This window comes from Streptomyces sp. NPDC001868, assembly GCF_040297125.1.
Taxonomy (GTDB): Bacteria; Actinomycetota; Actinomycetes; order Streptomycetales; family Streptomycetaceae; genus Streptomyces.
In genome coordinates this window covers 285,285-310,740 of sequence record NZ_JBEOYO010000007.1, presented here as the reverse complement: position 1 = coordinate 310,740, position 25,456 = coordinate 285,285, and the positions used below count along the sequence as shown (strand labels likewise).

Annotated in this window: 22 protein-coding genes; 13 read left to right on the top strand and 9 right to left on the bottom strand. The window is 70.9% G+C overall.

Annotated features, from left to right (window positions below; genetic code table 11):
• Window positions 1-227 precede the first annotated feature (227 nt).
• The 6 genes from ABT147_RS11975 to ABT147_RS11950 all read left to right on the top strand — a co-directional run bounded on the left by ABT147_RS11975 (window position 228) and on the right by ABT147_RS11950 (window position 6,172).
• Window positions 228-1,226: a serine/threonine-protein kinase gene (locus tag ABT147_RS11975; protein ID WP_351404603.1), complete on the top strand. Its 999-nt coding sequence runs from the start codon at window positions 228-230 to the stop codon at window positions 1,224-1,226.
• 292 nt (window positions 1,227-1,518) lie between these two features.
• Window positions 1,519-1,803, top strand: a complete 285-nt coding sequence (locus ABT147_RS11970) for a hypothetical protein (protein ID WP_351404601.1) — start codon at window positions 1,519-1,521, stop codon at window positions 1,801-1,803.
• 177 nt (window positions 1,804-1,980) lie between these two features.
• Entirely contained in the window at window positions 1,981-3,231 is a 1,251-nt protein-coding gene (locus tag ABT147_RS11965; RefSeq protein WP_351404599.1) for a hypothetical protein, read from the top strand.
• 131 nt (window positions 3,232-3,362) lie between these two features.
• Entirely contained in the window at window positions 3,363-4,124 is a 762-nt protein-coding gene (locus tag ABT147_RS11960; RefSeq protein ID WP_351404597.1) for a vWA domain-containing protein, read from the top strand.
• Window position 4,125: 1 nt separating this feature from the next.
• A complete protein-coding gene (locus tag ABT147_RS11955) occupies window positions 4,126-4,917 on the top strand; it encodes a PP2C family serine/threonine-protein phosphatase (RefSeq protein ID WP_351404595.1) in 792 nt (263 codons plus the stop codon).
• 94 nt (window positions 4,918-5,011) lie between these two features.
• Window positions 5,012-6,172 (top strand): hypothetical protein, encoded by a 1,161-nt coding sequence (locus tag ABT147_RS11950; RefSeq protein ID WP_351404592.1) that lies wholly within the window; start codon window positions 5,012-5,014, stop codon window positions 6,170-6,172.
• A 394-nt stretch (window positions 6,173-6,566) separates the two neighbouring features.
• Here ABT147_RS11950 and ABT147_RS11945 read toward each other — a convergent pair whose 3' ends face one another.
• The 6 genes from ABT147_RS11945 to ABT147_RS11920 all read right to left on the bottom strand — a co-directional run bounded on the left by ABT147_RS11945 (window position 6,567) and on the right by ABT147_RS11920 (window position 13,120).
• Complete coding sequence (locus ABT147_RS11945; protein WP_351404590.1) at window positions 6,567-7,151, bottom strand: hypothetical protein; 585 nt, start codon at window positions 7,149-7,151, stop codon at window positions 6,567-6,569.
• A gap of 49 nt (window positions 7,152-7,200) precedes the next feature.
• The gene (locus ABT147_RS11940) at window positions 7,201-8,763 is read right to left on the bottom strand and encodes a substrate-binding and vWA domain-containing protein (RefSeq protein ID WP_351404588.1); all 1,563 of its coding nucleotides are present in this window, start codon (window positions 8,761-8,763) and stop codon (window positions 7,201-7,203) included.
• Entirely contained in the window at window positions 8,760-9,953 is a 1,194-nt protein-coding gene (locus tag ABT147_RS11935) for a toxic anion resistance protein (protein WP_351404586.1), read from the bottom strand. Before ABT147_RS11935 ends, ABT147_RS11940 begins: the two co-directional genes overlap by 4 nt.
• A gap of 21 nt (window positions 9,954-9,974) precedes the next feature.
• On the bottom strand, window positions 9,975-11,048 hold the full coding sequence (locus tag ABT147_RS11930) for a substrate-binding domain-containing protein (protein ID WP_351404584.1): 1,074 nt from the start codon (window positions 11,046-11,048) through the stop codon (window positions 9,975-9,977).
• Between the two features lie 327 nt (window positions 11,049-11,375).
• A complete protein-coding gene (locus ABT147_RS11925) occupies window positions 11,376-11,783 on the bottom strand; it encodes an SCO4983 family protein (protein WP_351404582.1) in 408 nt (135 codons plus the stop codon).
• Between the two features lie 125 nt (window positions 11,784-11,908).
• Window positions 11,909-13,120: a pyridoxal phosphate-dependent aminotransferase gene (locus ABT147_RS11920; RefSeq protein WP_351404580.1), complete on the bottom strand. Its 1,212-nt coding sequence runs from the start codon at window positions 13,118-13,120 to the stop codon at window positions 11,909-11,911.
• Between the two features lie 223 nt (window positions 13,121-13,343).
• Between ABT147_RS11920 and ABT147_RS11915 the strand changes: the two genes are divergently transcribed.
• Window positions 13,344-14,213: a hypothetical protein gene (locus ABT147_RS11915; RefSeq protein ID WP_351404578.1), complete on the top strand. Its 870-nt coding sequence runs from the start codon at window positions 13,344-13,346 to the stop codon at window positions 14,211-14,213.
• Between the two features lie 369 nt (window positions 14,214-14,582).
• Window positions 14,583-15,485, top strand: coding sequence for a S1 family peptidase (locus ABT147_RS11910; RefSeq protein ID WP_351404576.1), 903 nt, complete (start codon window positions 14,583-14,585; stop codon window positions 15,483-15,485).
• A gap of 55 nt (window positions 15,486-15,540) precedes the next feature.
• On the opposite strand, the gene ABT147_RS11905 is transcribed toward ABT147_RS11910, so the two are convergent.
• A complete protein-coding gene (locus tag ABT147_RS11905; RefSeq protein WP_351404573.1) occupies window positions 15,541-17,160 on the bottom strand; it encodes an N-acyl-D-amino-acid deacylase family protein in 1,620 nt (539 codons plus the stop codon).
• Between the two features lie 344 nt (window positions 17,161-17,504).
• The gene (locus ABT147_RS11900) at window positions 17,505-18,794 is read right to left on the bottom strand and encodes an amino acid deaminase (protein WP_351404571.1); all 1,290 of its coding nucleotides are present in this window, start codon (window positions 18,792-18,794) and stop codon (window positions 17,505-17,507) included.
• A gap of 203 nt (window positions 18,795-18,997) precedes the next feature.
• On the opposite strand from ABT147_RS11900, the gene ABT147_RS11895 reads away from it, so the two are divergent.
• The 5 genes from ABT147_RS11895 (at window position 18,998) to ABT147_RS11875 (ending at window position 23,816) form a co-directional block, all read left to right on the top strand.
• Window positions 18,998-20,257 (top strand): sugar kinase, encoded by a 1,260-nt coding sequence (locus ABT147_RS11895; protein WP_502983078.1) that lies wholly within the window; start codon window positions 18,998-19,000, stop codon window positions 20,255-20,257.
• Window positions 20,254-21,015 carry an IclR family transcriptional regulator gene (locus ABT147_RS11890; protein ID WP_351404567.1) on the top strand — a complete coding sequence of 254 codons (762 nt, stop codon included), beginning with the start codon at window positions 20,254-20,256 and terminating at the stop codon, window positions 21,013-21,015. Before ABT147_RS11895 ends, ABT147_RS11890 begins: the two co-directional genes overlap by 4 nt.
• Window positions 21,012-21,449, top strand: coding sequence for a RidA family protein (locus ABT147_RS11885; RefSeq protein ID WP_351404564.1), 438 nt, complete (start codon window positions 21,012-21,014; stop codon window positions 21,447-21,449). Before ABT147_RS11890 ends, ABT147_RS11885 begins: the two co-directional genes overlap by 4 nt.
• A 208-nt stretch (window positions 21,450-21,657) precedes the next feature.
• On the top strand, window positions 21,658-23,136 hold the full coding sequence (locus tag ABT147_RS11880) for a GntP family permease (protein WP_351404562.1): 1,479 nt from the start codon (window positions 21,658-21,660) through the stop codon (window positions 23,134-23,136).
• Between the two features lie 77 nt (window positions 23,137-23,213).
• On the top strand, window positions 23,214-23,816 hold the full coding sequence (locus tag ABT147_RS11875) for a hypothetical protein (RefSeq protein ID WP_351404560.1): 603 nt from the start codon (window positions 23,214-23,216) through the stop codon (window positions 23,814-23,816).
• Between the two features lie 92 nt (window positions 23,817-23,908).
• Here the strand turns inward: ABT147_RS11875 and ABT147_RS11870 are convergent, their stop codons facing one another.
• Window positions 23,909-25,303, bottom strand: a complete 1,395-nt coding sequence (locus tag ABT147_RS11870) for a M14 family metallopeptidase (RefSeq protein WP_351404558.1) — start codon at window positions 25,301-25,303, stop codon at window positions 23,909-23,911.
• Between the last annotated feature and the right edge of the window lie 153 nt (window positions 25,304-25,456).

The following is a 25,456-nucleotide window of genomic DNA, read 5'->3' as shown; positions in this document are numbered from 1 at the left end:
CGGCCCCTGCGGGCCGTTGAAAAAGCACGGGGCGCAGCCCCTGCTTTTTCAGGGGCGCGGGGAACTGCGCGACCAGCCCCCACCGGACCCGCGGACGGGGGTCGAAGGGGCGCAGCCCCTGGGGATGGGACGGGTAGGGGCGGAGGGGGCGAAAAGGGCTGCCGGGGAGGGGAAATCGCGGGACACTCGGGGACATCCGCACCGAACCCCGAAATGAGGTGAACGGGGTGCGTACACCCGTAAGCGACCCCCTGAGGATCGGCCCGTACAAGATAGTCGGCCGCCTCGGATCGGGCGGCATGGGCTGGGTCTATCTGGGCCGCTCACCCGCCGGCCGCGAGGTCGCCGTAAAAGTCGCCCGCCCCGAACTCGCCGCGGAACCCGAGTTCCGCGAACGCTTCGCCCGAGAGGTCGCCGCCGCCCGCGTGGTCAGCGGCGCGTACACCGCGGCCGTCGTCGACGCCGACCCCACGGCCGAACTCCCCTGGCTGGCCACGATGTACGTCCCCGGCCCCTCCCTCGCGGAAGCGGTCCGTGCCGACGGCCCCCTCCCCGAGACCCAGGTCCGCCCCCTCGGCGCCGGTCTCGTCGAGGCGTTGCAGGCCATCCACGCCGCCCATGTGATCCACCGCGACCTCAAACCGGCGAACGTCCTGCTCGCCCAGGACGGCCCCCGCGTCATCGACTTCGGCATCTCCCGGGTGGACGGCGCCCCCGGCCTCACCCGTGTCGGTGTCGTCGTCGGCACCCCGCCGTTCATGTCGCCCGAGCAGATCCGCGGCGACCGAGGCGACCGTGTCGGCCCGCCGAGCGACGTGTTCTCGCTGGGCGGGGTCCTGGTGTACGCGCTCACCGGCCGCCCACCGCACGGCAGCGGGGAGGGCGTGAGCGTGGAGGTCGTACGAGGGGAGCCCCGGCTCGACGGCGTACCGCCGGGACTGCGGCCCCTCATCGCACGCTGCCTGGCCAAGCGGCCCGAGGACCGGCCCCGACTCGCCGACATTCTGGCGGAGTTGGTGGGGGAGACCACCAGGACCGAGGTGTGGCCGCCGCCGCACGTGGCCCGGACCATCGAGGTGCGGTACGAGGAACTGCGGGAGCGCCACCGGCGCCGTACGACGAGCGAGTCCGTCCCCTCCTGTCTGCTGCTCCACGCGCAGGCGCTGCTCGACGCCGGGCTGACCGACGCCATGGTCGCCGGGGCGGTGGTCCGTGACGGCGCCTGACTCCTACCCGGGCGGGGAGTCCCAGCCCGGCCGCGACTCGTACGCCGGGCGCGACTCGTACGTCGGCCGTGACTCGTACGCCGGGCGGGACCCGTACGCGGGTCGTGACTCCTTCTCCGGGCGCGACTCCCATCCGGGGCGCAACGCCGAGATATACGACCTGGGCACGCACTGGCGGCAGTTGGTGCAGAACTGGGTCGCCCGGCGGAATTACCACACGGCCCATGACACCGTCTCCGTTTCCCTGCAATTCGATCTCCATGAGGCGGGACGGATGGTCACGGTCAGATTCATGACCACCAAGAAGCTTCTCGTGGCCTTCGCGACCGACGGGAATTTCCTTCGGCAGGACCAACTCGCCATCGCCGCCGCCGCGTCGAACGCGTGGAATACCGAACAATTGAACCCCATGCTTTCCGTATGGGATGTGCGCGGGCCGCGCCCCTGTCTCGCCGGGGTCTGTGATCTGCCACTGACATGCCGTATCACCCAGGCGGACTTCGATGCTCTGGCCAATGACTGGGTGGATCGGGCGCGGCAGATGTTCAGTCGTTGCCATCAGGTGTTCAAGTTGTAGAAGTGAAAAGCATACTGATCGAACGTCGGCGTAACTCGCCGTAATTCCATCGGCGGAAATCACCAAACCCTTCCGGCCGCCCGGCTGCCTGCTCCACTATTGGATGGGCTTTTTCAGGGCCGCGGGGGCGTGCCTTTCAGGCCACGGGGGGTTGGTGCGATGGGTGCGATCGGGCGTTTGTCGTTTCTGGGTGTGCTGGTGGGGCTGTTGATCGCGTTGGTCCCGCCGGGGCAGTCGGTCGCGGCCGACGGTCCCTGTCCGGCCGCCGGGTTCAAGAAGAGACTGCAGTGCTGGGTCGGGCGGACGGCCTCGGGGACCGTGGTGATCACCCTGGAGGCGTCCCTGGAGTACGAGGACATCGGCAAGGAGCAGAAGGAGCTCCTCGCTTCGCGGGGCGAGGGCGCCCACCCGGTGGTCGTGCAGGTGCCGAAGGGGGTGCGCACGGGGCAGGGCGGCACGGCGCTGCTCCTCGTCGCGGACGAGTTGCTCCTCCACCCGGAGGCCGCCGTCGACCGGCTGAAGGAGGGGACATACGCCGGCCTGAAGGAGAGCGGCGTCTGTCCCGACAAACGCGGGATGTGCACCAAGGTCAGCCCCGGCCCGGGGCGGTCGCCCACGCTCAAGGGCTCGGATCTGACCGCCTTCTCCACTCCTCTCGCCGACAGCTTCACCGTCACCGACGTCGACGACGAACGGAACACCGGGGCCTCGCCCTCGTCCGGCACCTCTGACGAGCCGGGGGACGACACGGGCGGCGCGGGCGACGAGACGGATGACGCGGACGGCACCACCGACACCGTCGACACCGAGGCCTCCGGATCCGAGTACAGCACCGCCACCTGGACCGCCTTCTGGATGGCGCTGCTGCTCGCTCTGCTCCTCCTCGCCTTCGTGGTGGTGATCCGGCGGTCCAGGGGCCCGGTCGCCGTGGGGCACCGGGCGCCGTCCCCCGGGCGGGCGGCCGGTGGGGGCGTGCGGGGCGGACCCGCGCGCACCGCCCCGGCGCACGCGGCGCGCGGCGGCGGCGCGGGCGGTAATGGGGGCGTCGGCGGCGGGGGCCATCGCGGTGGCCGCGGTGCCGGCGACGGCGGTGGCCACGGTGGTGGTGAAGGTGGTGGTGGTGACGGCGGCGTGGACGAGCGCACCACCCGGCTGCGGGTCACGCCCGCGCCCCGGCACGGACGGCAGGTCGGTGCCCGCCCGGCGCACGCCCGGACCGCGGTCGTACGCACCGAACTCCACCCGCAGGGCTATGTCGAGGTCGACCGGGTGCTGCGCCGGGCGGTGTGGGCCGAACCGGGGCGCCCGCCGCCCGCCCCCGGCAGCCTCGTCGACGTCACCGATGCCCGGGAGCGGGACTCCGACGTCCTGTACGCCTTCCCGCCGACCGCCGCCCGGCACGCGAAGGGCACCACCCCGCCCAGGTGACCCCGTCATCCGCCACCCGCCATCCGCCATCCGCCAACCACCGAGCGCAGCAGCAGCACCGGCACTGGCACCAGCACTGTTCAGGCGTACCAGAACCACCCAGCAACACCAGAAGCACAGGGGGATGAACCATGCACAGCGAATACCCGCCCACCCTGCCGGCGGAGTACGCCGACATCGAGTTCGAGAACAACGCCCAGCGCATGCCGCTCGTGCTCTGCCTCGACACATCCAGTTCCATGGCGGGTCAGCCGATCCAGACGCTCAACAACGCGCTCGCCGAGTGGACCAGGGAACTCCACGACGACGTCAGCCTCAGCTACAGCGTCGAGGTCGCCGTCGTCACCTTCGGCGGCCAGGGCGTCGGTGCCTGGCGCGGACCCCAGCTCCTCGACCCCCGCACCCGGACGAGCCCCTTCATACCCGCGCACGCCTTCCAGGCACCGCGGCTCACGGCCGCCGGGGTCACCCTGATGACCGAGGCCGTGGAGCTGGCGATGCATATCGTCGCGGCCCGCAAGAGTGAGCTGCGGGCGTCCGGGCTGCAGTACTACCGGCCGCAGATCTGCCTCGTCACGGACGGCCTGCCCACCGACCCGACCGGCCATCTCACCGACTCCTGGCACCGGTTGGTGCCCGTCCTCGCCGAGGAGCAGCGTGCCCGCCGGTTCCGGCTGTACGCGATCGGGGTCGGCGGGATCACGGACAGGGGGGAGCAGGTGCTGCAGGCGTTCGCGCCGAAGTTCAACGCACGGTTGCAGGGGTTCCCGTTCCGGGAGCTGCTCCAGATGATGTCCGCCAGCGCCAACGCCGAGCAGAAGGGGGCGGGGGACGAGGTGTTCGAGAAGATCTTCAGCCAGTTCAAGACACAGCGCCCGGCGTGGGAGGCGTGAGATGACCACCGCCGCCCCGCCCTGGCGGATCCACGGCCTGAGCGTCGAGGGCTACCGCCACCGGCGCCAGGGCCTGCCCTGCCAGGACGCGTGTGCCGCCGCCGCGACGCCCTCCGTCGCCGTGCTCGCCGTCGCCGACGGGGCCGGCAGCCGGCCCCGCTCGGAGGAGGGCGCGCGGCTCGCGGTGGGGCTCGCGACGGAGCATTTCGTGCGGCGCGCCGAGGCGGCCGTGGAGGTGCGGCCCGGGGAGGCCGTGCACGAGCTGCTGCGGGCCGCCCTGGAGGACGTCAGCAAGGACTTCCTCGACCGGACCGGCACCGACGCGCAGGACTTCGCCACGACCCTCACGGTGGTGGTGCTCGCGCCCGGCTGGATCGGCCATCTCACCGTGGGGGACGGGTTCGTGGTCGTACGGGCCGGTACGGAGGACGGGGAGCGGCAGTTCCATCTGCTGCCGCAGGCCGCGGCGGTGAGCGAGTACAGCAACGAGACGGTGTTCCTGACCTCGCCGGACGTGGGGCGCTGGACCCACACCGAGTGCGTCGCGGACGACGGGGTCGACGGGGTGCTCCTCTCCACGGACGGGCTCGCCCAGGCCATGGTCAACCGGTCGGCCGACGGCGCCCCGTCCCCGAACTCGTCCTTCGCCGACGCCGTGTTCCGCTCCCTCGACACCGCCGCCGAGGACGACCGCGACCCCAACCTGGCCGCCCTCCTGCGCTCCGACCGCCTCACCGCACTCAACGCCGACGACAAGACCCTGCTGCGAGCGGTCCGCACGCAGCGTCGATGACCGCCCGGCGACGGCGACGGCGACGGCGACGGCACTTCACGACGACGCTTCTGCGTGGCGATCACCGGCCCAACGAACACTCGGAGGTACGGCCATGAGCGGCCGCACGGTCTTTCTCGACGGCAGGCGGGTCACCCTGGCCGAGCTGCCCCTGAAGGGCGGCGGGCAGGCGGCCGTGTTCCCGGTGGAGGGGGACACGGGGATCGTCGTCAAGATCTACCGGGACACACCGGGGCCCGACCAGGAGCGGCGGCTCGCCCGCATGCTCACGATGTCACCGCTGGCCGCCCGCCCCACGGACGCCAGCCAGCCGCCCGAGCTGGCCTGGCCCACCGCGATCGCCCGGGGCACGAACGGCGAGTTCCTCGGCTACGCCATGCGCCGCTTCGGCGAGCCCCAACACGTCCAGCTGATCGGCCTGTTCACCCGCGTGCAGCGCCTGAAGCTCTTCCCGGACCGGGCCGACTGGCGGTTCCTGCTCGGCGTCGCCTGGAACCTCGCCTTCATGACGGCCCGGATGCACTACGACAACCTCGTCATCGGTGACTTCTCCAGCAGCAACGTCGTCGTCGACGCCAACGGCTTCGTCACCTTCCTCGACTGCGACTCCATCGCGTTCACCGACCCGGTCACCGGCGAGCTCTTCCCGTGCCTGATGCACACCACCGACTACTCGTCCCCGGAGCGGCAGGCGGGTGGCCCCGCGACCCGGCAGAGCGACGACTTCGCGCTCGCCGTGCTCGTCTACCAGTTGCTCACCGCCGGGAACCATCCCTTCGGCGGGGTGCCGCACGAGAGTGCGTCCGAGTCGACCGTCAAGGACAACATCGCCGCGAGCTGCAGTTATGTCGTCCGGCCCGAGCGGGTCATCATCCCCCGCGGCACGATCGATCCGTCCGTCCTGCCGACCGAACTCCTCACGCTCGCCAAGGCGGCCTTCGGTGCCGGCGTCGAGGATCCCGACGCCCGGCCGCGGGCCGAGGCGTGGCTGCGGGCCCTCGACAAGGAACGTGCTGAGGTGCGGGCGTGTACGGTGCGGCCGCTGCACACGTACGGCTCCCATCTGCCGACCTGCCCCTGGTGCACCCGGGCGGCGGTCACCGGCCACGACGTCTTCAACGGGCCCCGGCCCACGTCGGTCCCGGTCCCACCGCCCCCGACCGGACCGCCCCCGTCGCCTTACGCGGCGTTGAAGGTGTTGGCCGTGGTGGTGGGGGTGGTGCTGCTGATCGTGATCCTTACGAGCGTGGGGTGAGGATCGCGGACGGAAGGGGGTGGATGGGGTGCGTGGGCGGGTGCGGCCCCGGTGGGGCTTCTCGCGCAGTTCCCCGCGCCCCTGAAAAGCAGGGGCTGCGCCCCGTGCTTTTCATCCCCGCAGCCCGATCGCCTTTCAGCCGCACCGGCCCGTGGCCTTCAGCCGCACCGGCCCGTGGCCTTCAGCCGCACCGACCCGTCGCCTTTCAGCCCCACCGGCCCGTCACCTTCAGCCCCACCGGCCCGTCGCCTTTCAGCCCCACCGGCCCGTCGCTTCTCACGCCCCCCGGCCCGTGGTCTTTCAGGCCCGCAGGGGCCTGAAGCTTTTAGGGGCGCGGGGAACTGCGCGAGAAGCCCCACCGGACGCGCACCCGGCAACCGACCCCGCGGCCCCCTCACCCCGACCGGTCCTCCAGATAGCGCGTGTGGGACTCCTGGCGGCGGGCCTCCGCGTCGCGCAAGGTCGCCGCAAGTCGCCCCAACTCCTCCTGCAACAGGCCGAGTTGGCGCTCAAGGTGCCGCTCCGGCGGTTCCGTGCCCGGGGTGAGGCGGGTCCACCAGCGGGTGCGTACGAAGGTGTCGACGGCCTCGGGGACGTCCTGCCGGACGGCCCGGGAGAGGGCGTGGATGCCCTCGGGGTCGCGGGCCAGGACCTCGGCGACCCAGCCGGGGTCGAGGAGGGCGCTGAGGAGTTCGGTCAGCTCGGTGAGCCGGCCGGCCGCGGCGGGCGGCAGATCGACACCGGTCAGATACTCCCGCAGCGTGCCGAAGTCACCGCGCAGCTCGTCCAGTTGCGCGGACGGGTCCGGGAAGTCCGGCACCGGCGGACGCTCCGGCGGCGCGATCAGCGCACCCGCGCCGTACAGCCCGGCGACCACGACCGGCCAGTACGGCCCCGCGACCCCCGCGAACGTCAGCCCGAGCCCGGCGACGCCGAGCACGCTCCCGGCGAGGTTCTTCCGGGACTCGATGTACCCCATCAACCCACTGGACTTACTGGAACTACTGGACCTACTAGACCTATTGGAGCTATTGGTAGCCACGGATCTCCTCGAAGGCGCCGTCCAGCGAGCCCTGCTGGGCGTCGAAGAGCCGGCCGCCGGTCAGGTCGGCGATGTGCTCCAGTTCGGCCTTGTCGGAGTCGCCGAAGAGGATCGGGAAGACGGGGACCTGCTGATCGGCGGCGGGCAGCCGGCCGTAGAACTCGTCGAAGTCGGCGGGGCTCGCCCCCTCCGTGTTCTCGCCGTCCGTCATCAGCACGATGGAGGTGAAGGTGTCCCGGTCGGCGGAGCCGAGATGCTCGTACGCCTTCTGCAACGAGGTGTAGATGGCGGTGTCGCCGCCGGCGGACAGCCCCTGGGTGTCGGCGCGGATGCCGTCGAGCCCGGTCTGCGGGTCGTCGGGCTGGACGACATGCGTCCGTACGCTCTTCACGTCCGACCCGAACGGCATCAGCGTGACCTCCTCCCGGTCCCGGAAGTCGCCGGTCAGCTCGGCCAGGGAGGACTTGAGCCGGTCGAGACGGTCGCCCTCCATCGAGCCCGAGGTGTCCAGGACGTACACGGTCCGGGAGGGGCGGCGCAGTTCGTTCTCGTAGGTGTCGAGGAGTCCGTCGGCGACCGACTGGCTGCCGGGGAAGGGGAGTTCGCGGCGGCGCGTGGTGTCGAGTCCGGCCGCGGGCGGCACGGAGGCGACGACCGGACGGCGCAGCGTCTTCTCGGTGATCAGCCGCTGGATGTCCGGGGTGCGCAGGGCGTCCGTGAGCCGGCGGACATCGTCCCGGACCTCCTTGCTCGTGGAGGCGAGCGAGGAGAGCGGATAGTCGGCGGTGACGATGCCGTCGCGCGGCCGGATCACCGTCAGCCCCTTCTTCCCCTTCAGCACCGACTCGTAGTTGAGCAGCGCGTCGATGTCACCGCGCCGGTCGTACGCCGCCGCCAGCCAGCCCGAGGACCCCGAGGTCAGCTTCTGGCCGTCGAAGAACTCCTTCAGCCGGGGCGTCGCCCGCGCCACATCCGCGTCCGTGAGCGCGGACTGGGCCCCGGAGAGCCCCGATGCCACCGAGACGAGCGTGGAGAAACCGGAGTTGGAGCGGGACGGGTCGGTCATGCCGTACGTCAGCTTGCGGTCCGCCACCGCCTTCTCGATGTCCGTCCAGGTGACACTCTCCGGCTTCCACCCGAGCTTCCGTACGGTTTCGTTCCGCACGCCGATCGCGACCGGGCTGGACATCACCGGCGTCTCCGACACGATCTCCTTGGCGGCGTCCGGGCGGAGCCGCAGGTAATCGTTGGAGGACAGCCACACCGCGTCGTACGAGCCCTTCGCCCGCCACTCGGTGAGCAGGTCCACCGCGTCGAGCGTGCCCATGTAGGTGGGCCGGACCTTGATCCCGGTCTTCTTCTCCACCTGCTCCAACACCGGTGTCATGTCGGAGAGTTCACTGGAGGCGAGGACGCGGAGGGTGCCGGGGATGTACTTGGTCGCCTCGACCGGATCGGGCAGTCCCGTCGTGTCCGTCGCGGTGCAGGCGGTGGCCAGCAGGGCGGCCACCGCTGTCAGGGCGACCGTCACCGTCGTACGTACTCTCATGCGAGCCCACCTCCCTCCAGTGCCCCCTGGGACCGGCTCCTCTCCAGGTACTGGGTCGCGTTCTGGAGTTCGGAGGTCAGGGACTCGACGGTGGCGGCCATGGTCTCCGTCGCCTGCACCTTGTAGGTGTCGATCGCGTCGAGGGTGCGGTAGATCTGCTGGAAGGCCGAGCGGAGCGTCTCCGCGCCGACGGCCGGGTCGGCGGCGATGCGCTGGATCTCGCCGCTCTGCGTGGAGAGCATCTCGGCGTTGCCCCGGATCAGATCCTCGGTCGTCCCGCGCAAGGCGTTGACCTGGTCGACGACCTTCTTCTGGTTGTCGAGGGCGGAGGCGAGCATCACGGAGATCCGCAGCGCCGAGACCGTGGTCGTGGCCGCCCGGTCGACGCCCTTGATCAGCTCCTCGTTGTTGCGCCGTACGACGTCCATGGCCAGGTATCCCTGGGCGCAGACGGCCAGTTGGGTGAGCAGGTCCTGGTGCTTCTGCCGGACGGGGAAGAGCACGTCGGCGCGCAGGGTGTCGCCCTGCTGCGGATCGACCCCGTCGAAGTGCGTCCGGATGTGCTCCTCGACGGCCGTGTCCAGGGCCTCCGTCAGGACCACGTACTCCTGGAGCTTGCCCATGGTCTCCCACAGCCGGACCCGCTCGGTCTGCAACGCGGCGTTGTCGCGCCGCAGTTCGTCCTGCCCGCCGCGCAGCGACCCCACGATCTTGTTCAACGTCCCTTGCGCGGAGGCGTACTTGGCGACGTGGTCGCGCAGCTTGTTGCCGCCCGGCAGCCGGGACAGGAACTTGCGGCCCTTGCTCGCCGGCAGATCACGCGGGTCCAGGTCCTCGACCACACGCCGGAGTTCGACGAGTGAGCCCGCGACCTGCGACTGCGCGTCCCCACCCTTGCTGGGCAGGCTGCGTACGGTCCGCTCCAGCATCCGGTTGGACTGCGCGGCGGCGGTCCGCATCTCGCCCGCGCCGAGCGCGGTGATCTCGCCGACCCGGCCGGCGAACTCCGGGGAGCGGGCGTCGAGGACGGCGAGCCCCCGTACGTACTCCTCGGCCTTGCGCGCCATGTCCGTCCGTACCGACTCCTCGACCGGGACGAGCCCGCCGGCCTTCTCCCGGGGCACGGCCGCGACCGGCTCCGGAGGGGTGAGGGTGAAGGTGCTGTCGTTGCCACTCGCTTCGATGGTCATGTGTCGTGTTCCCCCGTCTTCCTACTGGCCCCTGGCCCGGCGCGCCATCTCGTGCAGCACCTCGGAGGTGGGCACGGGCGCCTGCCGGACGGTCAGCTTCTGCATCAGATACGTGGTGTGGGCGGCGGTCGCCGACGTGAACTCGGTGGCCGCGCCCTGCGGCCGGAAGCCGTGCCGGGCGGCGAGCTCGCGCAACGTCGGGTCGGTGCCGAGGAGTTCACCGAGCGCGCGGCCCTCGTCGGTGACCGGGACGACGGTGTGGTCGCTGGAGACGGTGGTGTCCGGGTAGAGGACGACCAGGTCGTCGATGCTCCGGCCCTCCGTGAGCATCGCGGCGACCTGCGACTCGTAGACCAGCACCAGCGGATTGCCGACCCCGCTGACGAAGTCGCGGAACGCGGCGTCGGTGCTCGGCTGCTGGGCGCCCTGGACGCTGATCAGCTCGTGCATCAAGGGCGCTGTCTTGTCCACGTCGGCCTTGCTCGCGACGACCCGGCCGCCGTTGGCGACGTTCGAGGCGGCGGCGAGGTAGAGCGCGCCCGAGTTGGAGGTGGTCGGATCGGTGGTGGCGATGTAGAGGAGACCCATCAACTCCCCGTACTTCTCCGCCCCCTTGAGGTCCTGCCACGTCCGGCCGGACTCGGCGGCCTTCACATACGCGCCCATGTCGAGGACGCCCCGGCTCTTGTCGAGCTCGGCGAACCCGTTCTGCCGCAGTACCTCGGCGGCGTTGCGGTGGGCGACCACGACGAGGGGCGAGTAGAAGGGGCGGGGGAGCGGCTCGCGTATGTCGTACTTCTTGGCCAGCTCGTCGGCGGGTGCCTTGCTGGACGGGAACGCGAAGTCGTACCCCTGCAGGTCCAGGCCGTCCATGGCCCAGGATCCCGACGTCTCCGTCTTCACGGTGTAGCCCTTGGCGGCCAGGGCCTTCACCACCTTGGGGTCGGCGAAGAACTCCGCCTTCTCCGACCCGATCACGCCTCGCACGGTCTTCGTTGCCGTGCCCGAGTCCCCGTTTTCCCGGCCCGCCACGACGGCTGCCACCACGCCGCCGATCAGCAGTACCGCGAGGACGATTCCTGCGATTCGTCTCACACCGGGAGAGTGCTCCCGGAACCCAACGTTCCGTACGGGGCCGTGTGAACCGCCGGTGAACGGGTGGTCCCGGATCGCAACGGACGTCCACCACGCAAGGGTGCGATTTCGGCTGCGGCCCCGGTGGGGCTTCCCGCGCAGTTCCCCGCGCCCCTAAAAGATCCAGGCCCCTGCGGGCCTGAAGGACCACGGGCCGGGGGGGGGAGAAGCGACGGGTCGGTGGGACTGAAAAGCGTGGGGCGTAGCCCCGGCTTTTCAGGGGCGCGGGGAACTGCGCGATAAGCCCCACGCACCCGCACTCACCGGACGACACGCGCCCCCGAGCTATTAGGCGCTCAACGGCACAACAGCGTGCGCATCCATCCGCTCGGCCGCCAGAATCGCCGACGCCGTATCCGCCCGGGACGCCGCCACGACAAGCGCCCGCCCGGCCAGCGCATGCGCCCGCCGGTGCAACCCGGCGACGTCATCCCCACCGGAGGCGGACGCGGACGCGGAGCGCACCGGCGGCCGCCCACCCCGCAGCACGGTGACCCGCGCGGCCAGCGCCTTCGCGGCCACGTCGAGCTCCTCGGACGGGGCCAGCGCACGCAGCGCGTCCGTCGCCGCCAGCAGCGCCGCCAGATGACCCGCGAGCTGGATGTCCAGCTCTTCCTCACGCGAACGGTGAGGGAAGTCGGAGGAGGTCGTGCCGGCCATCGTGTGGACCGACTTGGTGCGGATCGGCTCGTACATGGGATGGCCTCCAAGCGCTCTCGGAAGACCAGCCTACCTTAGAATCCGTCTAAAGTTGAGCGAGGTCCGAACGCCCTGGTTCGCCGTACTCCGCACCGGCGGCCACACCTGCCAAACGCACCCGTCTACGCCTGCCCGTATCCGTCCAGGAAGTTCCCGATCCGGGTGATCGCGGACCGAAGATCACCCACCGTGGGCAGGGTGACCACCCGGAAGTGGTCGGGCTCGGCCCAGTTGAACCCGGTGCCCTGGACGACCATGATCTTCTCCTGCCGCAGCAGGTCGAGGACCATCTGCCGGTCGTCCTTGATCTTGAAGACGTTCGGGTCGAGGCGCGGGAAGAGGTACAGCGCCCCCTTCGGCTTCACGCACGAGACGCCCGGGATCTGGGTGAGCAGCTCGTACGCGACGTCCCGCTGCTCCTTCAGTCGCCCACCCGGCAGCACCAGGTCGTTGATCGTCTGGCGTCCGCTGAGCGCGGCGACCACCCCGTGCTGGCCCGGCATGTTCGCGCACAGCCGCATGTTCGCGAGGATCGTCAGGCCTTCGATATAGGAGTCGGCGTGCGCGCGCGGCCCGGAGATCGCCATCCAGCCCACCCGGTAGCCGGCCACCCGGTACGCCTTCGACATGCCGTTGAAGGTGAGGGTCAGCAGGTCGGGGGCGATCGCGGCGGTCGGGGTGTGCGTGGCGCCGTCGTAGAGGATCTTGTCGTAGATCTCGTCCGAGCAGACGAGGAGGTTGTGGCGGCGCGCGATGTCCGTCAGACCGCGCAGCATCGCCTCGTCGTAGACCGCGCCCGTCGGGTTGTTCGGGTTGATGATGACGATCGCCTTGGTGCGGTCGGTGATCTTCCGCTCCACGTCCGCGAGGTCCGGCATCCAGTCGGACTGCTCGTCGCAGCGGTAGTGCACGGCCGTACCGCCGGACAGGGAGACCGCCGCCGTCCACAGCGGGTAGTCCGGGGACGGTACGAGGACCTCGTCGCCGTCGTCGAGCAGGCCCTGCATCGCCATGACGATCAGCTCGGAGGCGCCGTTGCCGATGAAGACGTGCTCGACGTCCGTCTCGATGCCGATCGTCTGGTTGTGCATGACGACCGCTCGGCGCGCGGCGAGCAGGCCCTTCGCGTCGCCGTACCCGTGGGACGACGACACGTTCCGGAGGATGTCCTCCAGAATCTCCGGCGGACACTCGAAGCCGAAGGCGGCCGGATTCCCCGTGTTCAGCTTGAGGATCCGATGCCCCGCCGCCTCAAGCCGCATCGCCTCCTCGAGCACCGGGCCCCGGATCTCGTAACAGACGTTGGCGAGCTTGGTCGACTGGATCACCTGCATGTCCGTGAGCTTACGGCCCGGTAACGCGTTCCGGGTCGTGTTTTCCACCACGTGAGACAGCCGCTATACCCCGAAATGCCCCGCGACTGTCCCCCCGGCCCTCCTCGTATCTAGAATCCGCCAACAGGTCCGGCCGCCCCCCACATGGCCACCGACCGCACGACACATGCCCATACGGCACGCGAGACGAAGGCAGCGAAACGAAATGGATGGGGTGGGCGGCGTGGACAGGGCGCACGGGCCGGACGGGAACAACAACGCCGACGTCCAAAGCCCGCCGAACGTGTACCACCCCCTCGGCGACCCCCACTCCACCCCCGCCTACGAGGCCTTCAGGGACCCCGCCGCCGCCCACGGCTGGCAGAACGCCTACGACGACACCGTCCAACTGGATGAGGTCGTGGTGGAGGGTCCGGATGCGGCCGGGGCTGGTCCGGGTGGAGATGGCTTCGGTGGCGACGGCTTGGGTGGAATTGGCTTCGGTGGCGACGGCTCGGGTGGAAATGGCTTCCGTGGCGACGGCTCGGATGGGGACGGCTCAGGTGGGGACGGTTCCGCGGCGGGGCATGCGTCGTACAGGGCGGACGGCCCGGGGGTGATGGGCCAGTCGGGTGTCCCGGAGGCCCTGGACGCTGCCGGGCGTCGTGCGCGGCCCGCGGGCGGGCGGCGGGCCACGCTCGGGCGGCGTCGGGCCCGGCGGCGCGGCGCGTTGATCGCGGGCGGTATCGGCGCGGCGGTGCTCGTCGGCGCCACGGTGGCGGGGTTGTCCGGTGGCGGCTCCTCGGATCAGGAGAGCCCGAGTTCCCCGGCCACTGTCGAGTCCGCCCCGGCCGACGCCCGGACCGGCGACGCGGCGGCCTCCCCGTCGGCCGGCGGATCTGCCGATGCGGCGGCCACGGCATCCCCGGGAAACTCGTCCCCCGGCACCTCCACGGACCCGTCCCCGGCCGCCACCACCCCCGACCCCACCTCCACCGCGACGACCACCGCCACCGCGTCCTCCTCGCCCACCGCCACGACGACCTCCTCGTCCCGGGGCAACTCCAACGGCGGCCAGGGGCGCGGCCAGGGAGCCACGAAACCGCCCAAGTAGCCCCACGAGGTCGCTCAGGGGTGGCCCGCGAGTCGTGGTCGCCCGCCGGTCGCACCGGGAGCGGCGGCGCGCGCGCCCGGCACGCGAAGCAGTCGGTCGACGGTGACGCATGCGATGCCGCCCATCGGGTCAGCGATATGAAGTGACCGGACGGAGCGGGCGAGTTGACGTCTCGTCCGCTGCCACGTCCCGCCGTCGCGACGCCCTCACCTGCCACTCACCCCTCAGCGCCGCCCCCACCCCTTGGCCGAAGATCGCGCGGCCGGAACCAACTCCTTGCTCGTCCCCCACATCGCCTTCACAATGCGCATGACAAACTGCGGTGCCGGAAGATCTTCCGTCACCCACGTAGCAAGAGGGGACCCCCACATGAGAAAGCCTCTCGTTGCCTCGCTGTTCGCCCTGGTGATCACCGGGGCGGGCGCGGCACCGGCGGTCGCGGCACCGGACCCGGCGGCGGCGCCCGTCAAGACGGCGGTCGGCACGCTCGTCGACACGGCGAACAAGACCGTGGCCGACCTCGCGGCCCCGGCGGTGCAGGCGGTCAACTTCGCCGGCACCGTCTCGCTCAGCAACTGTTCCGGCTCGGTCGTCCGGATGCCCGACTCCGAGGACAACGACCCGGCGCTGGTGATGACCAACGGCCACTGTCTGGAGAGCGGCTTCCCGGACGCCGGCGAGGTCATCGTCGACCAGGCCTCCACCCGCACCTTCGGCCTGCTCAACTCCGCCGGCACCCGCGTCGGCACCCTGCGGGCCAGCAAGATCGCGTACGGCACGATGACCGACACGGACATGGCGGTGTACCAGCTCACCACCACGTACGCGCAGATCAAGAGCTCGTACGGCATCGACGCGCTCGTCTACGACACCGCGCGCCCGACCGTCGGCACGCCCATCACCGTCGTCTCCGGCTACTGGAAGCGGACGTACAGCTGCGCGGTCGACGGGTACGCGTACCGCCTGAAGGAGGGTGCCTGGACCTGGAAGGACTCCATCCGCTACACCTCCGCGTGCAAGACCATCGGCGGCACCTCGGGCTCCCCGGTCCTCAACGACGCCACCGGCAAGGTCGTCGGCGTCAACAACACGGGCAACGAGAGTGGGGGGCGTTGCACCGACAACAACCCCTGCGAGGTGGACGCGAACGGCACGGTGACTGTCCGCCAGGGCATCAACTACGGCCAGCAGACGTGGCATGTCCCGGCCTGCTTCGGGGTGGACAACAAGCTCGACCTCAGCGCGAGCGGCTGCATACTGCCCAAGCCGTAGCGGTTGTTCTTCGTCCGCGGGCCGGTGGGGCTTCTCGCGCAGTTCCCCGCGCCCCTTACGGGACCCTCCGGACCGTCCTTCCCGCCAGTACGTCCGTCCTTCTGCCGTCCTCGATGACGAAGCGGCCGTCGATCAGGACGTACGGGATGCCGGTGGGCAGGGTGCGGGGGGCCTCGTAGGTCGACCCGGCGGCCACGGTCGCCGGGTCGAAGAGGACGAGGTCGGCGCGGTAGCCCTCGCGGACGCGTCCCCGGTCCGCGAGGCGGAGCCGCGCGGCCGGGCGTGCGGTGAGATGGGCGACGCACTCCTCCAGGGAGAGCACGTCCAACTCCCTCACGTACCGGCCGAGATAGTGGGGGAACGTCCCGTACGCGCGCGGATGCGGCTTGTCGCCGCGCAGGATGCCGTCGGAGCCGCCGGTGTGCACCCGGTGCCGCATGATCGTCCGTACGTTCTCCTCGTGGCCGACGTGCTGGAGGATCGTCGACCCGAGCCGGTCCTCGACGAGCAGCCGACGCGCGGTGACCCAGGGCTCCTCACCGAGCGCCGCCGCCGACCGCGAGATTGTCCGGCCCACGTACGCGGACAGCGCTGGGTCGGCGACGCCCGAGATCTCGATCGTGTCCCACTCGATGGGCACCCCGTGGCAACCGTCGGCGCCCACGACCTCCATGTGATGCCGGATGCGCTCGGCCGTCTCCTCGTCCCCCAGCCGCGCGAGGATCGCCTCCGGCCCGCCCTCGCTCGCCCAGCTCGGCAGCATCGCCACGAGGGTCGTACAGCCGGGGGTGTACGGGTAGGTGTCGAGGGTGATGTCCGCGCCGGCGGCGAGCGCGTCGTCCAGGAGGCTCAGCAGCTCGGGTGCCCGCCCCTCGTTCACCCCGAAGTTCATGGTGGCGTGGGCCAGATGGAGGGCGCAGCCGGCCTCCCGCGTCAGGGTGACCATCTCCTCGTACGCCCGCAGCGCGCCCGCCCCGTACGAGCGGTGGTGCGGGCAGTAGTAGCCGCCGTACGACGCCACCACCCGGCACAGCTCCGTCAGCTCGGCGTCCTTGGCGTACATGCCCGGGGTGTACGTCAGCCCCGACGACATCCCGACCGCGCCCTCCCGCAGCCCGGCCGCCACCAACTCCCGCATACGGTCCAGCTCCTGCGGCGTGGCCGTCCGGTCCTCCCACCCCATGGCGAGCATCCGCACCGTCCCCTGCGGCACCAGATAGGCGGCGTTCAGGGCGATGCCCTCGCCCCCGAAGCCGTGGTCGAGCCGGTCCAGGTACTCACCGACGGACCGCCACGTGAAGTCGATGTCCTCGCCGTATCCGTTCCACCCGGTGATCGCGCGGCGGACCTCTTCGAGGGTGCGGTCGTCGACGGGCGCGTACGACAGCCCGTCCTGGCCGATGACCTCCAGGGTGACCCCCTGCGCCGCCTTCGCGGTGTGCTCGGGGTCCCGCAGCAGCGCGAGGTCGCTGTGGGCGTGCATGTCGATGAAACCGGGGGCCAGGACGAGGCCCTCGGCGTCGATCTCCCGCCCGCCCCTGGGCCGCTGGCACCCGGCGGCGGCGGCCTCTTTCACGATCGAGGTGATCCTGCCGTCGGCCACGACCACGTCGGCGCGGTAGGAGGGCTCACCGGAGCCGTCCACGACCTCGGCATCCCGGAACACCACGTCCATGTGTGCCACCTTCCCGGGCTCCGCCCGAACCCTCTCGTTTCCCGCGCTCCGCACGGCCCTTGCCCACCCACTCCACCCGACTCGGTCGGACGGAACCGGCTCCGCCGGGCAGCAACAAACCCTCAGCCGTCAGCCGTCAGCCGTCAGCCGTCAGCCGTCAGCCGTCAGCCGTCAGCCGTCAGCCGTCAGCCGTCAGCCGTCAGCGGTCAGCCGTCAGGCCTCAGTCCCCAGGCCCTCAAGCCCCAGGCCCCGGTCCCTCAAGCCCCAGGCCCCAGGCCCCAGTCCCCAGGCCCTCAAGCCCCAGCCCTCGCGCCTCAGCCCATTACGCCTCAGCCCCCACGCCCTCAGAAGAACGTCCGGACGTACTCCGTCACCGTCCCGTCCCCCTCCACCACCGGAATCAGCTTCCACTTGTCGAACGACGTGCACGGATGCGACAGCCCGAGCCCGACCCAGTCGCCGACCTCCACCGCGGCCCCCTCCTCGGTCCGCAGCCACGCGTGCTGGTCGGACAGCCCCGTCACCGTGATGCCGGAGGCATCGCGGACCGCACCCGTACCGGCGTCCCGCACCACCTCCGCAACCGGCAGATCCAGGTCGTACGCGGCATCACGCTTGCCCGCGTTGGCGAAGGCCTGGCCGGGGGAGGGGCGGGAGACGACCTGGGCCCAGAGCCGGAAGGCGGGCTCCAGGGTGCCTTCCTCGGGGACGCGGTTGAAGGGGGTGATCCGGCGGTAGTGCCCGGCGTCGTGCGAGACATAGGCCCCCGACCGCAGCAACTTGACCACAGGCACGGACAGTTCGGGCAGCTCCGCGAACACCTCGGCGACCGTGTCGAACCACGCGCTGCCGCCCGCGCTCACGATCACCTCGTCCAGCCCCGCGAACCGCCCCGCCTTGTCGAAGTCGACGGCCAGCGCGGTGAGCCGGCGCAGCCAGGCCCGCACCCGCTCGGGGTCGGCGTCCGGCACCTCGCCCTCGTACCCGGCGACCCCCACCAGCCGCAGCGTGTCGACCCCGGCCACGGCGTCCGCGACCGCCGCGCACTCCGCCTCCGTACGAACGCCGGTCCGCGCCCCCTCACCCGCGCCCAGCTCCACGACGACATCCACGGGACGCGCGGCGGACCCGGATTCCCTGAGCGCCGCGTCCATCAACTCCACCCCGCGCACGGAGTCGACGTAACAGACGAACCGAAAAGCGGAATCCGCCGCGAGCTCATCGGCGACCCAGCGCAGAGCGGCCGGATCGACGACCTCGTTCGCGAGGAAGATCCGCTCGATCCCGAACTCCCGTGCCACGCGCACCTGGTGGGGTACGGCGAGAGTGATACCCCACGCTCCCCGCTCGACCTGCCGCCAGAACAGCTGCGGCGCCATGGACGTCTTGCCGTGCGGGGCGAAGGACAGCCCGTGACGCACGGCGTAGGTCTCCATCAGCGCGAGGTTGTGCTCCAGACGCTCGGCGGACAGGGCGAGCACCGGCGTGGTGAAGCCGCCGGTGAACAGATTCCGGCCCTGCGCGGCCAGCTCGGCGACGGTCAGCCCGTCGGCGTCCGGCGGAAGCCCCTTGAACCGGTGGTCGACGCGTTCCGCCGCCAGCCGGGCCAGCGCTTCGACACTCTCGACACCCATAGGAGCCTCCCTGACGGCGAGTGTTGCAACCTCTGCAACGTTCATTGCGTATGTCGCTTACAGCTGTCTAACATCCCAGCCAGCGCCGGGTCAACGGTGCCCGCACCGCACCAGCAGACGCGACGAGGAGCCCCACCATCGTGACCGCCGACGGACGCCGCTCCCCCGACATCGACATCGACGTCGTCGCGCTCGGCGAGTCCATGGTCACCTTCCTCCCCACCCGCCCCGGCCGCCTCGCCGACGTCCCCTCCTTCGACCGGGCCATCGGCGGCGCCGAGTCCAACGTCGCCTGCGTACTGGCAGCCGCCGGCCACGCGGTGCGCTGGGTCAGCCGGGTCGGCGCCGACGGCTTCGGCGACCACCTCATCGAGGAGATCGGCTCCTACGGCGTCGACGTGACCTCCGTACGACGCGATCCGGCGCGCCCCACGGGCGTCTACTTCCGCACGGCCGGGGACCGGGCCACGGACGCGCACGAGGTCGCCTACTACCGCGCCGGTTCCGCCGCCTCGGCGATGTCACCGGAGACCGTGGACCTCACCACGGTGCACGCCGGCCGCGTCCTGCACCTCTCCGGCATCACGGCGGCCCTCTCCGACACCTGCCTGGACCTCCTCCGCGACCTGACGGCCCCCCGCCCGAACCGCCCCCTGGTCTCCTTCGACGTCAACCACCGCCCGGGCCTGTGGCGCGACGCCGACGGCCCCCACGTACTGCTCGAACTGGCACGCGGCGCCGACATCGTCTTCGTCGGCGAGGACGAGGCGGAGGAGGCCTGGGGCGTCACCGGCGGCCCGACCGCGATCCGGGCGCTGCTCCCGGAGCCGACGACCCTGGTGGTGAAACAGGGAGCGCACGGAGCCACCCTGTTCGAACGCGGGCCCGCCCCGGCGGATCAGCCGCGTACGGCGGCAAGGGGGCGTGCCGGGGGGTGTCCGCCCGCAGCGGCCGGCGTCCACCACCGAGCACATCCCCACCCGACGGCGCCCGCCGGACCGAGGACGAAGACCCCCCGGCGCGCCCCCGACCCCACCCCCACCGCAGGCGAGCCCACGACGACGCACACCCGGCCATCCACGAACACGCCACCCGACGTACCCGCGCTCCCCACCGACCTCACCATCCCCACCGACCCCACCGACCTCACCGACCCCACGGACACGACCACCTTCGTCCCCGCCCTCCAGGTGGACGTGGTCGCCCCGGTGGGCGCGGGTGACGCCTTCGCCGCCGGCTTCCTCTCCGCCACGCTCCGCGCCCTCCCCGCCCGCGACCGCCTCCGCCACGGCCACCTCATGGCGGCCGCCACCCTCACCGTCCCCGGCGACCTCGCCACCCCGCCCACCCGCCACCACGCCGACCGCCTGGCGGCCCTGGACGACGACACGTGGGGGAGACTTCGACTCGGCCCCGGCTGGACGCAAGCCGATCAGGCCCCCGAGGAGGTACGCACCCCATGAGCCAGACCGTCGACCGCGCGCTCAGCATCCTGCCGCTGCTCGCCGAGGGCCCCGCCGACCTCGGCAAGGTCGCCGACCGCCTGGGCGTCCACAAATCCACGGCCCTCCGCCTCCTCCGCACGCTCCACGAACACGGCCTGGTCTACCGCCAGTCCGACCAGCGCTACCGCCTCGGCGCCCGCCTCTTCGCCCTCGCCCAGGAGGCCGTCGAGAACCTCGACATCCGCGAGATCGCCCACCCCCACCTCGTACGCCTCAACGAACACTGCGGCCACACCGTCCACCTCGCCGTCTACGAGGAGAACGAGGTCCTCTACATCGACAAGGTCGACAGCCGCTACCCGGTCCGCATGTACTCCCGGATCGGCAAGCCCGTCGCCATCACGGTCGCGGCCGTGGCCAAGCTCTGCCTCGCCGACCTCCCCGAGCCCGAGCGCCGCGCCCTCGCGGAGAAGCTCGACTACCCCCTGTACACGCCCCGTTCGACCCCCAACGCCCCCGCCTTCCTCAAGGAACTGGCGCGGGTCCGCGAACAGGGCTGGGCCACCGACCTCGGCGGCCACGAGGAGTCCATCAACTGCGTCGCCGCACCCATCCGGGGCACCGACGGCCGGGTCGTCGCCGCGATGTCGGTCTCCGCGCCCAACGTCGTCGTCACCGCCGACGAACTCCTCACCCTGCTCCCCCTGGTCCGCCGCACGGCGGACGCGATCAGCGGGGAGTACTCCGGCAGAACCCCAGCGAAGGACACCGTATGACGGACAACACCGCGAAGACCGCGAAGACCGCGAAGACGGCCCTCACCCCCAAGACCCACACGGCCCCGCCCGCGAAGTTCTCGCACGGCGTGCGCAAGGGCAACATCCTCCAGGTCGCGGGTCAGGTCGGCTTCCTCCCGGCCGTCGAGGGCCAGCCCCCCACCCCGGTCGGCCCGACCCTCCGCGACCAGACCCTCCAGACCCTCGCCAACGTCAAGGCGATCCTGGAGGAGGGCGGCGCCACCTGGGACGACGTGATGATGATCCGCGTCTACCTCACCGACGTGGACCACTTCGCCGAGATGAACGCGATCTACAACGAGTACTTCGAAGAGCACCTCACAGCAGCCCCCGCGGCCCGCACGACGGTCTACGTCGGCCTCCCGGCAGGCCTGCTGATCGAAATCGACGCCCTGGCAGTCCTGGACGCCTGACAAGGCACCCCGCGCCTGCCTGAAGGGCCGCAGGCCCTTCAGGGGCGCGGGGAACTGCGCGAGCAACCCCCACAACCCGCACCCGGCAGCGCCACAGCACCACCCCCCACCAACCCCGCACCCCGCACCCCGCACCCCGCACCCCGCACCCCGCACGGCGATCCCCCCTGCCCAAAAACCCCATGCCCCCACCCAGAGGACCCCCCCCATGCCCCTCCCCCTCGCAGCCTCCGCACCCGCCGAGCCCCCACCCCACACCGGCGGCCTGCTCCTCCTCATGGACGGCACCGCCGGCCTCCTGACCGTCGCCGCCCTAGGCATAGCCCTCCTCCTCTTCCTGATCATCAAAACGAGACTCCAGCCCTTCGTAGCCCTCCTCGCCGTCTCCATAACCGTCGGCCTGGCCGCAGGCCTCTCCGTCACCGAACTCTTCGGCACGGTCCAGCGAAGCGACGCCGTCTCGACCATCGAGTCCGGCATGGGCGGCATCCTCGGCCACGTGGCGATCATCATCGGCCTGGGCACGATGCTCGGCGCGATCCTCGAAGTCAGCGGCGGCGCCGAGGTGTTGGCGTCCCGCCTCCTGAACCTCTTCGGCGAGAAGCGCGCCCCCCTCGCGATGGGCCTGACCGGCCTGATCTTCGGCATCCCGGTCTTCTTCGACGTCGGCATCTTCGTCCTCGCCCCGATCGTCTACGCCGCCGCCAAGCGCTCGGGCAAGTCGATCCTCCTCTACTGCCTCCCGCTCCTGGCCGGCCTCTCGATGACCCACGCCTTCCTGCCCCCGCACCCGGGCCCGGTGGCGGCGGCGGGCCTCCTGCACGTGGACCTCGGCTGGGTCATCCTGATGGGCGTCGTCTGCGGTATCCCGGCCGTACTGGCCGCGTGGGCGTTCTCCGCCTGGATCGGCCGCCGCATCTTCGTCCCCGTACCGCAGGACATGCTGGAGGCGGCGGAGGAGTCCCGTCAGGCGGTGATCGACGAACAGCGCGCAGCGGGCGTCGAGCCCCAGGAGAAGCCGGTCCCCCTCACCACGGTCTTCCTGATCATCGGCACCCCCCTCCTCCTGATCCTGGCCGCGACCTTCTCCTCGATCGCCCTGGACCCCTCCACGCTCCGCTCGGTGATCGAGTTCTTCGGCCACCCCTTCGTCGCCCTGACGATCGCCCTGCTCCTCGCCTACTACCTGCTGGGCATCCGCCGCGGCTGGTCCCGCAAGTCGCTGGAGACGGTGTCGACCTCGTCCCTCAAGCCGGTCGGCAACATCCTGCTGGTGGTCGGCGCGGGCGGGGTCTTCGGCGCCGTACTGAAGGCGAGCGGGGTGGCCCAGGCCCTGTCGGACACGTTCAACGACGTGGGCCTGCCGGTGCTGGTCCTCTCCTACCTGCTCTCGGTGGTCCTCCGGGTCGCCCAGGGCTCGGCGACGGTGGCGATCGTGACCACGGCCGGCATCGTGGCCCCGCTCCTCGCCGACGGGGACCACTCGCAGGCCTTCGTCGCCCTCGTCATCATGGCCATCTCGGCGGGCTCGATCTTCGCCTCGCACGTCAACGACGGCGGCTTCTGGATCGTCGCCAAGTACTTCGGCATCAGCGAACGGGACACCCTCAAGACCTGGACCGTCCTGGAGACGGTCCTGTCTCTCGCGGGCTTCGCGGTCGCGGCGGTATTGAGCGTGTTCGTCTGAGCGTCGTGAAACCCAGATACGGACATATGCCTGGCCCGACTGTTCCCGGCACAGGATCGTCGACCATACTGCCCGCTGTGGAGCAGCGCATCGGTTCGAACAACCAGCCCCTGGCCGCCGCGGCGGTCGACCCGTCGCACATCCCCGGATTCACGGCACCGGTGTCCGTGAAGAAGGAGAAGCAGGAGGAGCCGGAGGACACCAAGCCGACGGAGTCGGCCGAAGACGCAGCCGCGGCCGAAACGGACGACGCAGCCGAGACCGAAGACGCAACCGAAGCCGAAACGGACGACGCGCCCGAGGCCAAAGACGCAACCGAAGCTGAAACGGACGACGGGGCCGAACCCGAATCCGACGCCCCGACCGACGGCCCCGTCTTCGAGGCCTCCGACCGCCGCGCGAAGATCACCGCCGACAGCGCCGGCGTACGGCTGCGCCTGGACGACCAGGAGTGCGAGTTCGGCTGGGACGAGATCGGCGCGATCGAGACGGAGTCCCCCCGCTTCGGCAAGCGCTTCACGATCACGGTCCACACCCCCGACCGCCGCTGGTACTTCCTGGAGATCGAAGCCAAGGCGAAGTCCGAGCACGCGGCCTGGGAGAACCAGATCGACAAGGTCCTGGACGCGTACTTCGACGACGGCGCCGACAAGGAAGAGCCCGAGGACAGCGCCCCCTGAGGGGCGCGGGGAACTGCGCGACCAGCCACAACGGTCCCGCAGTTCCCCACTGCCAGAAGCCCCCGAGCTCTCACCCGCTCAAGCGGCGCAGCCTAGGCGCAGTACTGCGCTTCCTTGCCGATGGACCGATACATACAGTCCGAGTTCTCCAGCAACTGCAACACCGCGTCCCGGTTCCGCGCGGTCTCCCGCGCGATCACCTCGTCGGGCGGGTAGAACCCACCCCCGGACGCCGACCCCGGATACATCTCGAACGTGTACCCGAAGATCTTCTGGTTGCCCCACAGCCAGTCGTCGATCGACCCGTCCGTGATGTAGAGGTCGCTGGACTGCTCGGGCGTGTACCCGTTGCTCGCGGCCATCTTCCCGCCGACCGTCGCGAACGCGTTGCGGTCGTCCGCCGTCATCCCGGTCGCCGTGTCGGCGGTGGTGTACCCGAACGGCCACAGCACCAGCTCGCTGTACGTGTGGAAGTCGATGCCGGTCTTGATCTGCTGGACCCCGCCGACGACCCGGCTGCGCACGAAGTTGGCGACGACCTTCACCTCGGGCGCCGACTCCGCGGCCGTACCCCGGTAGGTGTCCGAGGACGTCGACCCGGAGGAGCCGCCGCAGCAGCCCCAGCGGTAGTTCCAGTTGCGGTTGAGGTCGGTGCCGACGGCCGACGAACCGCTGTTGGGCTGCCGGTTCTTGCGCCACGAGCGGTACGAGCCGGTGGCGACGTCGTACTCGCCGCCGTCCGGGTTGACGTCCGGGATGATCCAGATCTCGCGGTTGTTCACCATGTTGGTGACCCGGGAGTCGGTCCCGTAGTCGGAGGTCAGCTCGTTGAGCAGATAGAGCGCCATCTCGACGGTGAGGTGTTCTCGGGCGTGCTGGTGGTGGGTGAACAGCACCTCGGGCTCGGACTCGTCCGTGCCGACGTTGTCGCTGATCTTGATGGCGACGATGTTCCGGCCCTGGTACGTCGTGCCGATGACCCGCTGGCTGGCGATCGAACTGTTCGCCGCGACCACGGAGTTGATCTCGTTCGTCATCTCCGCGTAGTTGTGGTAGCGGGAGTCGGCGGACGGGAAGTCGAAGAGCCGTACGTCGTCCTCGCCGTTCGACCGGTCCGGGGCCGCGCCGAGCGGGGTGACCTCGTAGCCCTGCTGCTTCAGCTTCTTGACCTGGTCGGCGCGGCCGGAGATGAACACCGAGTGGTCGTCGGCGTCGTCCACGGTCACACCGGCCTGCTGCAGCGCCGTGCGGGACTTGCTGTCCGAGTGCATATGGACCTCGTACTGGCGGATGTCGTCCGCCGAGGCCTTGGGCCGCTCGGCGCTGGTCGCCGTCGCGTCCGTGGTGGTCGCGGCGACCGGGGCGGCGAGGGCCAGCGCCAGCAGGGTGGCGAGGGCGGCGGTGCGGCGGCCGGATCTCCTGCCGGTGGAGCCGCTGGTGCCGGGCGAGCCGGGCGTGGCCGCCCTGCCGCGTATGCGGAGTCGCATGAAGTCTCCTATTTTCTCCAGGAATTCCGGGGTCTCCGGAAGTGGGGAGTGGAGCGGGGGGTGGATCCTTGCGACGTGCCTCGGGCCGGCCGGTGACCGTGGGGGTGCCCGGCAGGCCCTGGTGCGGGTGTGGCGCTCATGGTCCGGGTCTGG

Excerpts from the sequence above, each read along its gene's own strand:
- ABT147_RS11970 (WP_351404601.1), top strand. The coding sequence starts at position 1,519 with ATGACCACCAAGAAGCTTCTCGTGGCCTTCGCGACCGACGGGAATTTC.
- ABT147_RS11960 (WP_351404597.1), top strand. The coding sequence starts at position 3,363 with ATGCACAGCGAATACCCGCCCACCCTGCCGGCGGAGTACGCCGACATC.
- ABT147_RS11955 (WP_351404595.1), top strand. The coding sequence starts at position 4,126 with ATGACCACCGCCGCCCCGCCCTGGCGGATCCACGGCCTGAGCGTCGAG.
- ABT147_RS11950 (WP_351404592.1), top strand. The coding sequence starts at position 5,012 with ATGAGCGGCCGCACGGTCTTTCTCGACGGCAGGCGGGTCACCCTGGCC.
- ABT147_RS11945 (WP_351404590.1), bottom strand. The coding sequence starts at position 7,151 with ATGGGGTACATCGAGTCCCGGAAGAACCTCGCCGGGAGCGTGCTCGGC.
- ABT147_RS11940 (WP_351404588.1), bottom strand. The coding sequence starts at position 8,763 with ATGAGAGTACGTACGACGGTGACGGTCGCCCTGACAGCGGTGGCCGCC.
- ABT147_RS11935 (WP_351404586.1), bottom strand. The coding sequence starts at position 9,953 with ATGACCATCGAAGCGAGTGGCAACGACAGCACCTTCACCCTCACCCCT.
- ABT147_RS11925 (WP_351404582.1), bottom strand. The coding sequence starts at position 11,783 with ATGTACGAGCCGATCCGCACCAAGTCGGTCCACACGATGGCCGGCACG.
- ABT147_RS11920 (WP_351404580.1), bottom strand. The coding sequence starts at position 13,120 with ATGCAGGTGATCCAGTCGACCAAGCTCGCCAACGTCTGTTACGAGATC.
- ABT147_RS11910 (WP_351404576.1), top strand. The coding sequence starts at position 14,583 with ATGAGAAAGCCTCTCGTTGCCTCGCTGTTCGCCCTGGTGATCACCGGG.
- ABT147_RS11905 (WP_351404573.1), bottom strand. The coding sequence starts at position 17,160 with ATGGACGTGGTGTTCCGGGATGCCGAGGTCGTGGACGGCTCCGGTGAG.
- ABT147_RS11900 (WP_351404571.1), bottom strand. The coding sequence starts at position 18,794 with ATGGGTGTCGAGAGTGTCGAAGCGCTGGCCCGGCTGGCGGCGGAACGC.
- ABT147_RS11895 (WP_502983078.1), top strand. The coding sequence starts at position 18,998 with ATGGTCACCTTCCTCCCCACCCGCCCCGGCCGCCTCGCCGACGTCCCC.
- ABT147_RS11890 (WP_351404567.1), top strand. The coding sequence starts at position 20,254 with ATGAGCCAGACCGTCGACCGCGCGCTCAGCATCCTGCCGCTGCTCGCC.
- ABT147_RS11885 (WP_351404564.1), top strand. The coding sequence starts at position 21,012 with ATGACGGACAACACCGCGAAGACCGCGAAGACCGCGAAGACGGCCCTC.
- ABT147_RS11880 (WP_351404562.1), top strand. The coding sequence starts at position 21,658 with ATGCCCCTCCCCCTCGCAGCCTCCGCACCCGCCGAGCCCCCACCCCAC.
- ABT147_RS11870 (WP_351404558.1), bottom strand. The coding sequence starts at position 25,303 with ATGCGACTCCGCATACGCGGCAGGGCGGCCACGCCCGGCTCGCCCGGC.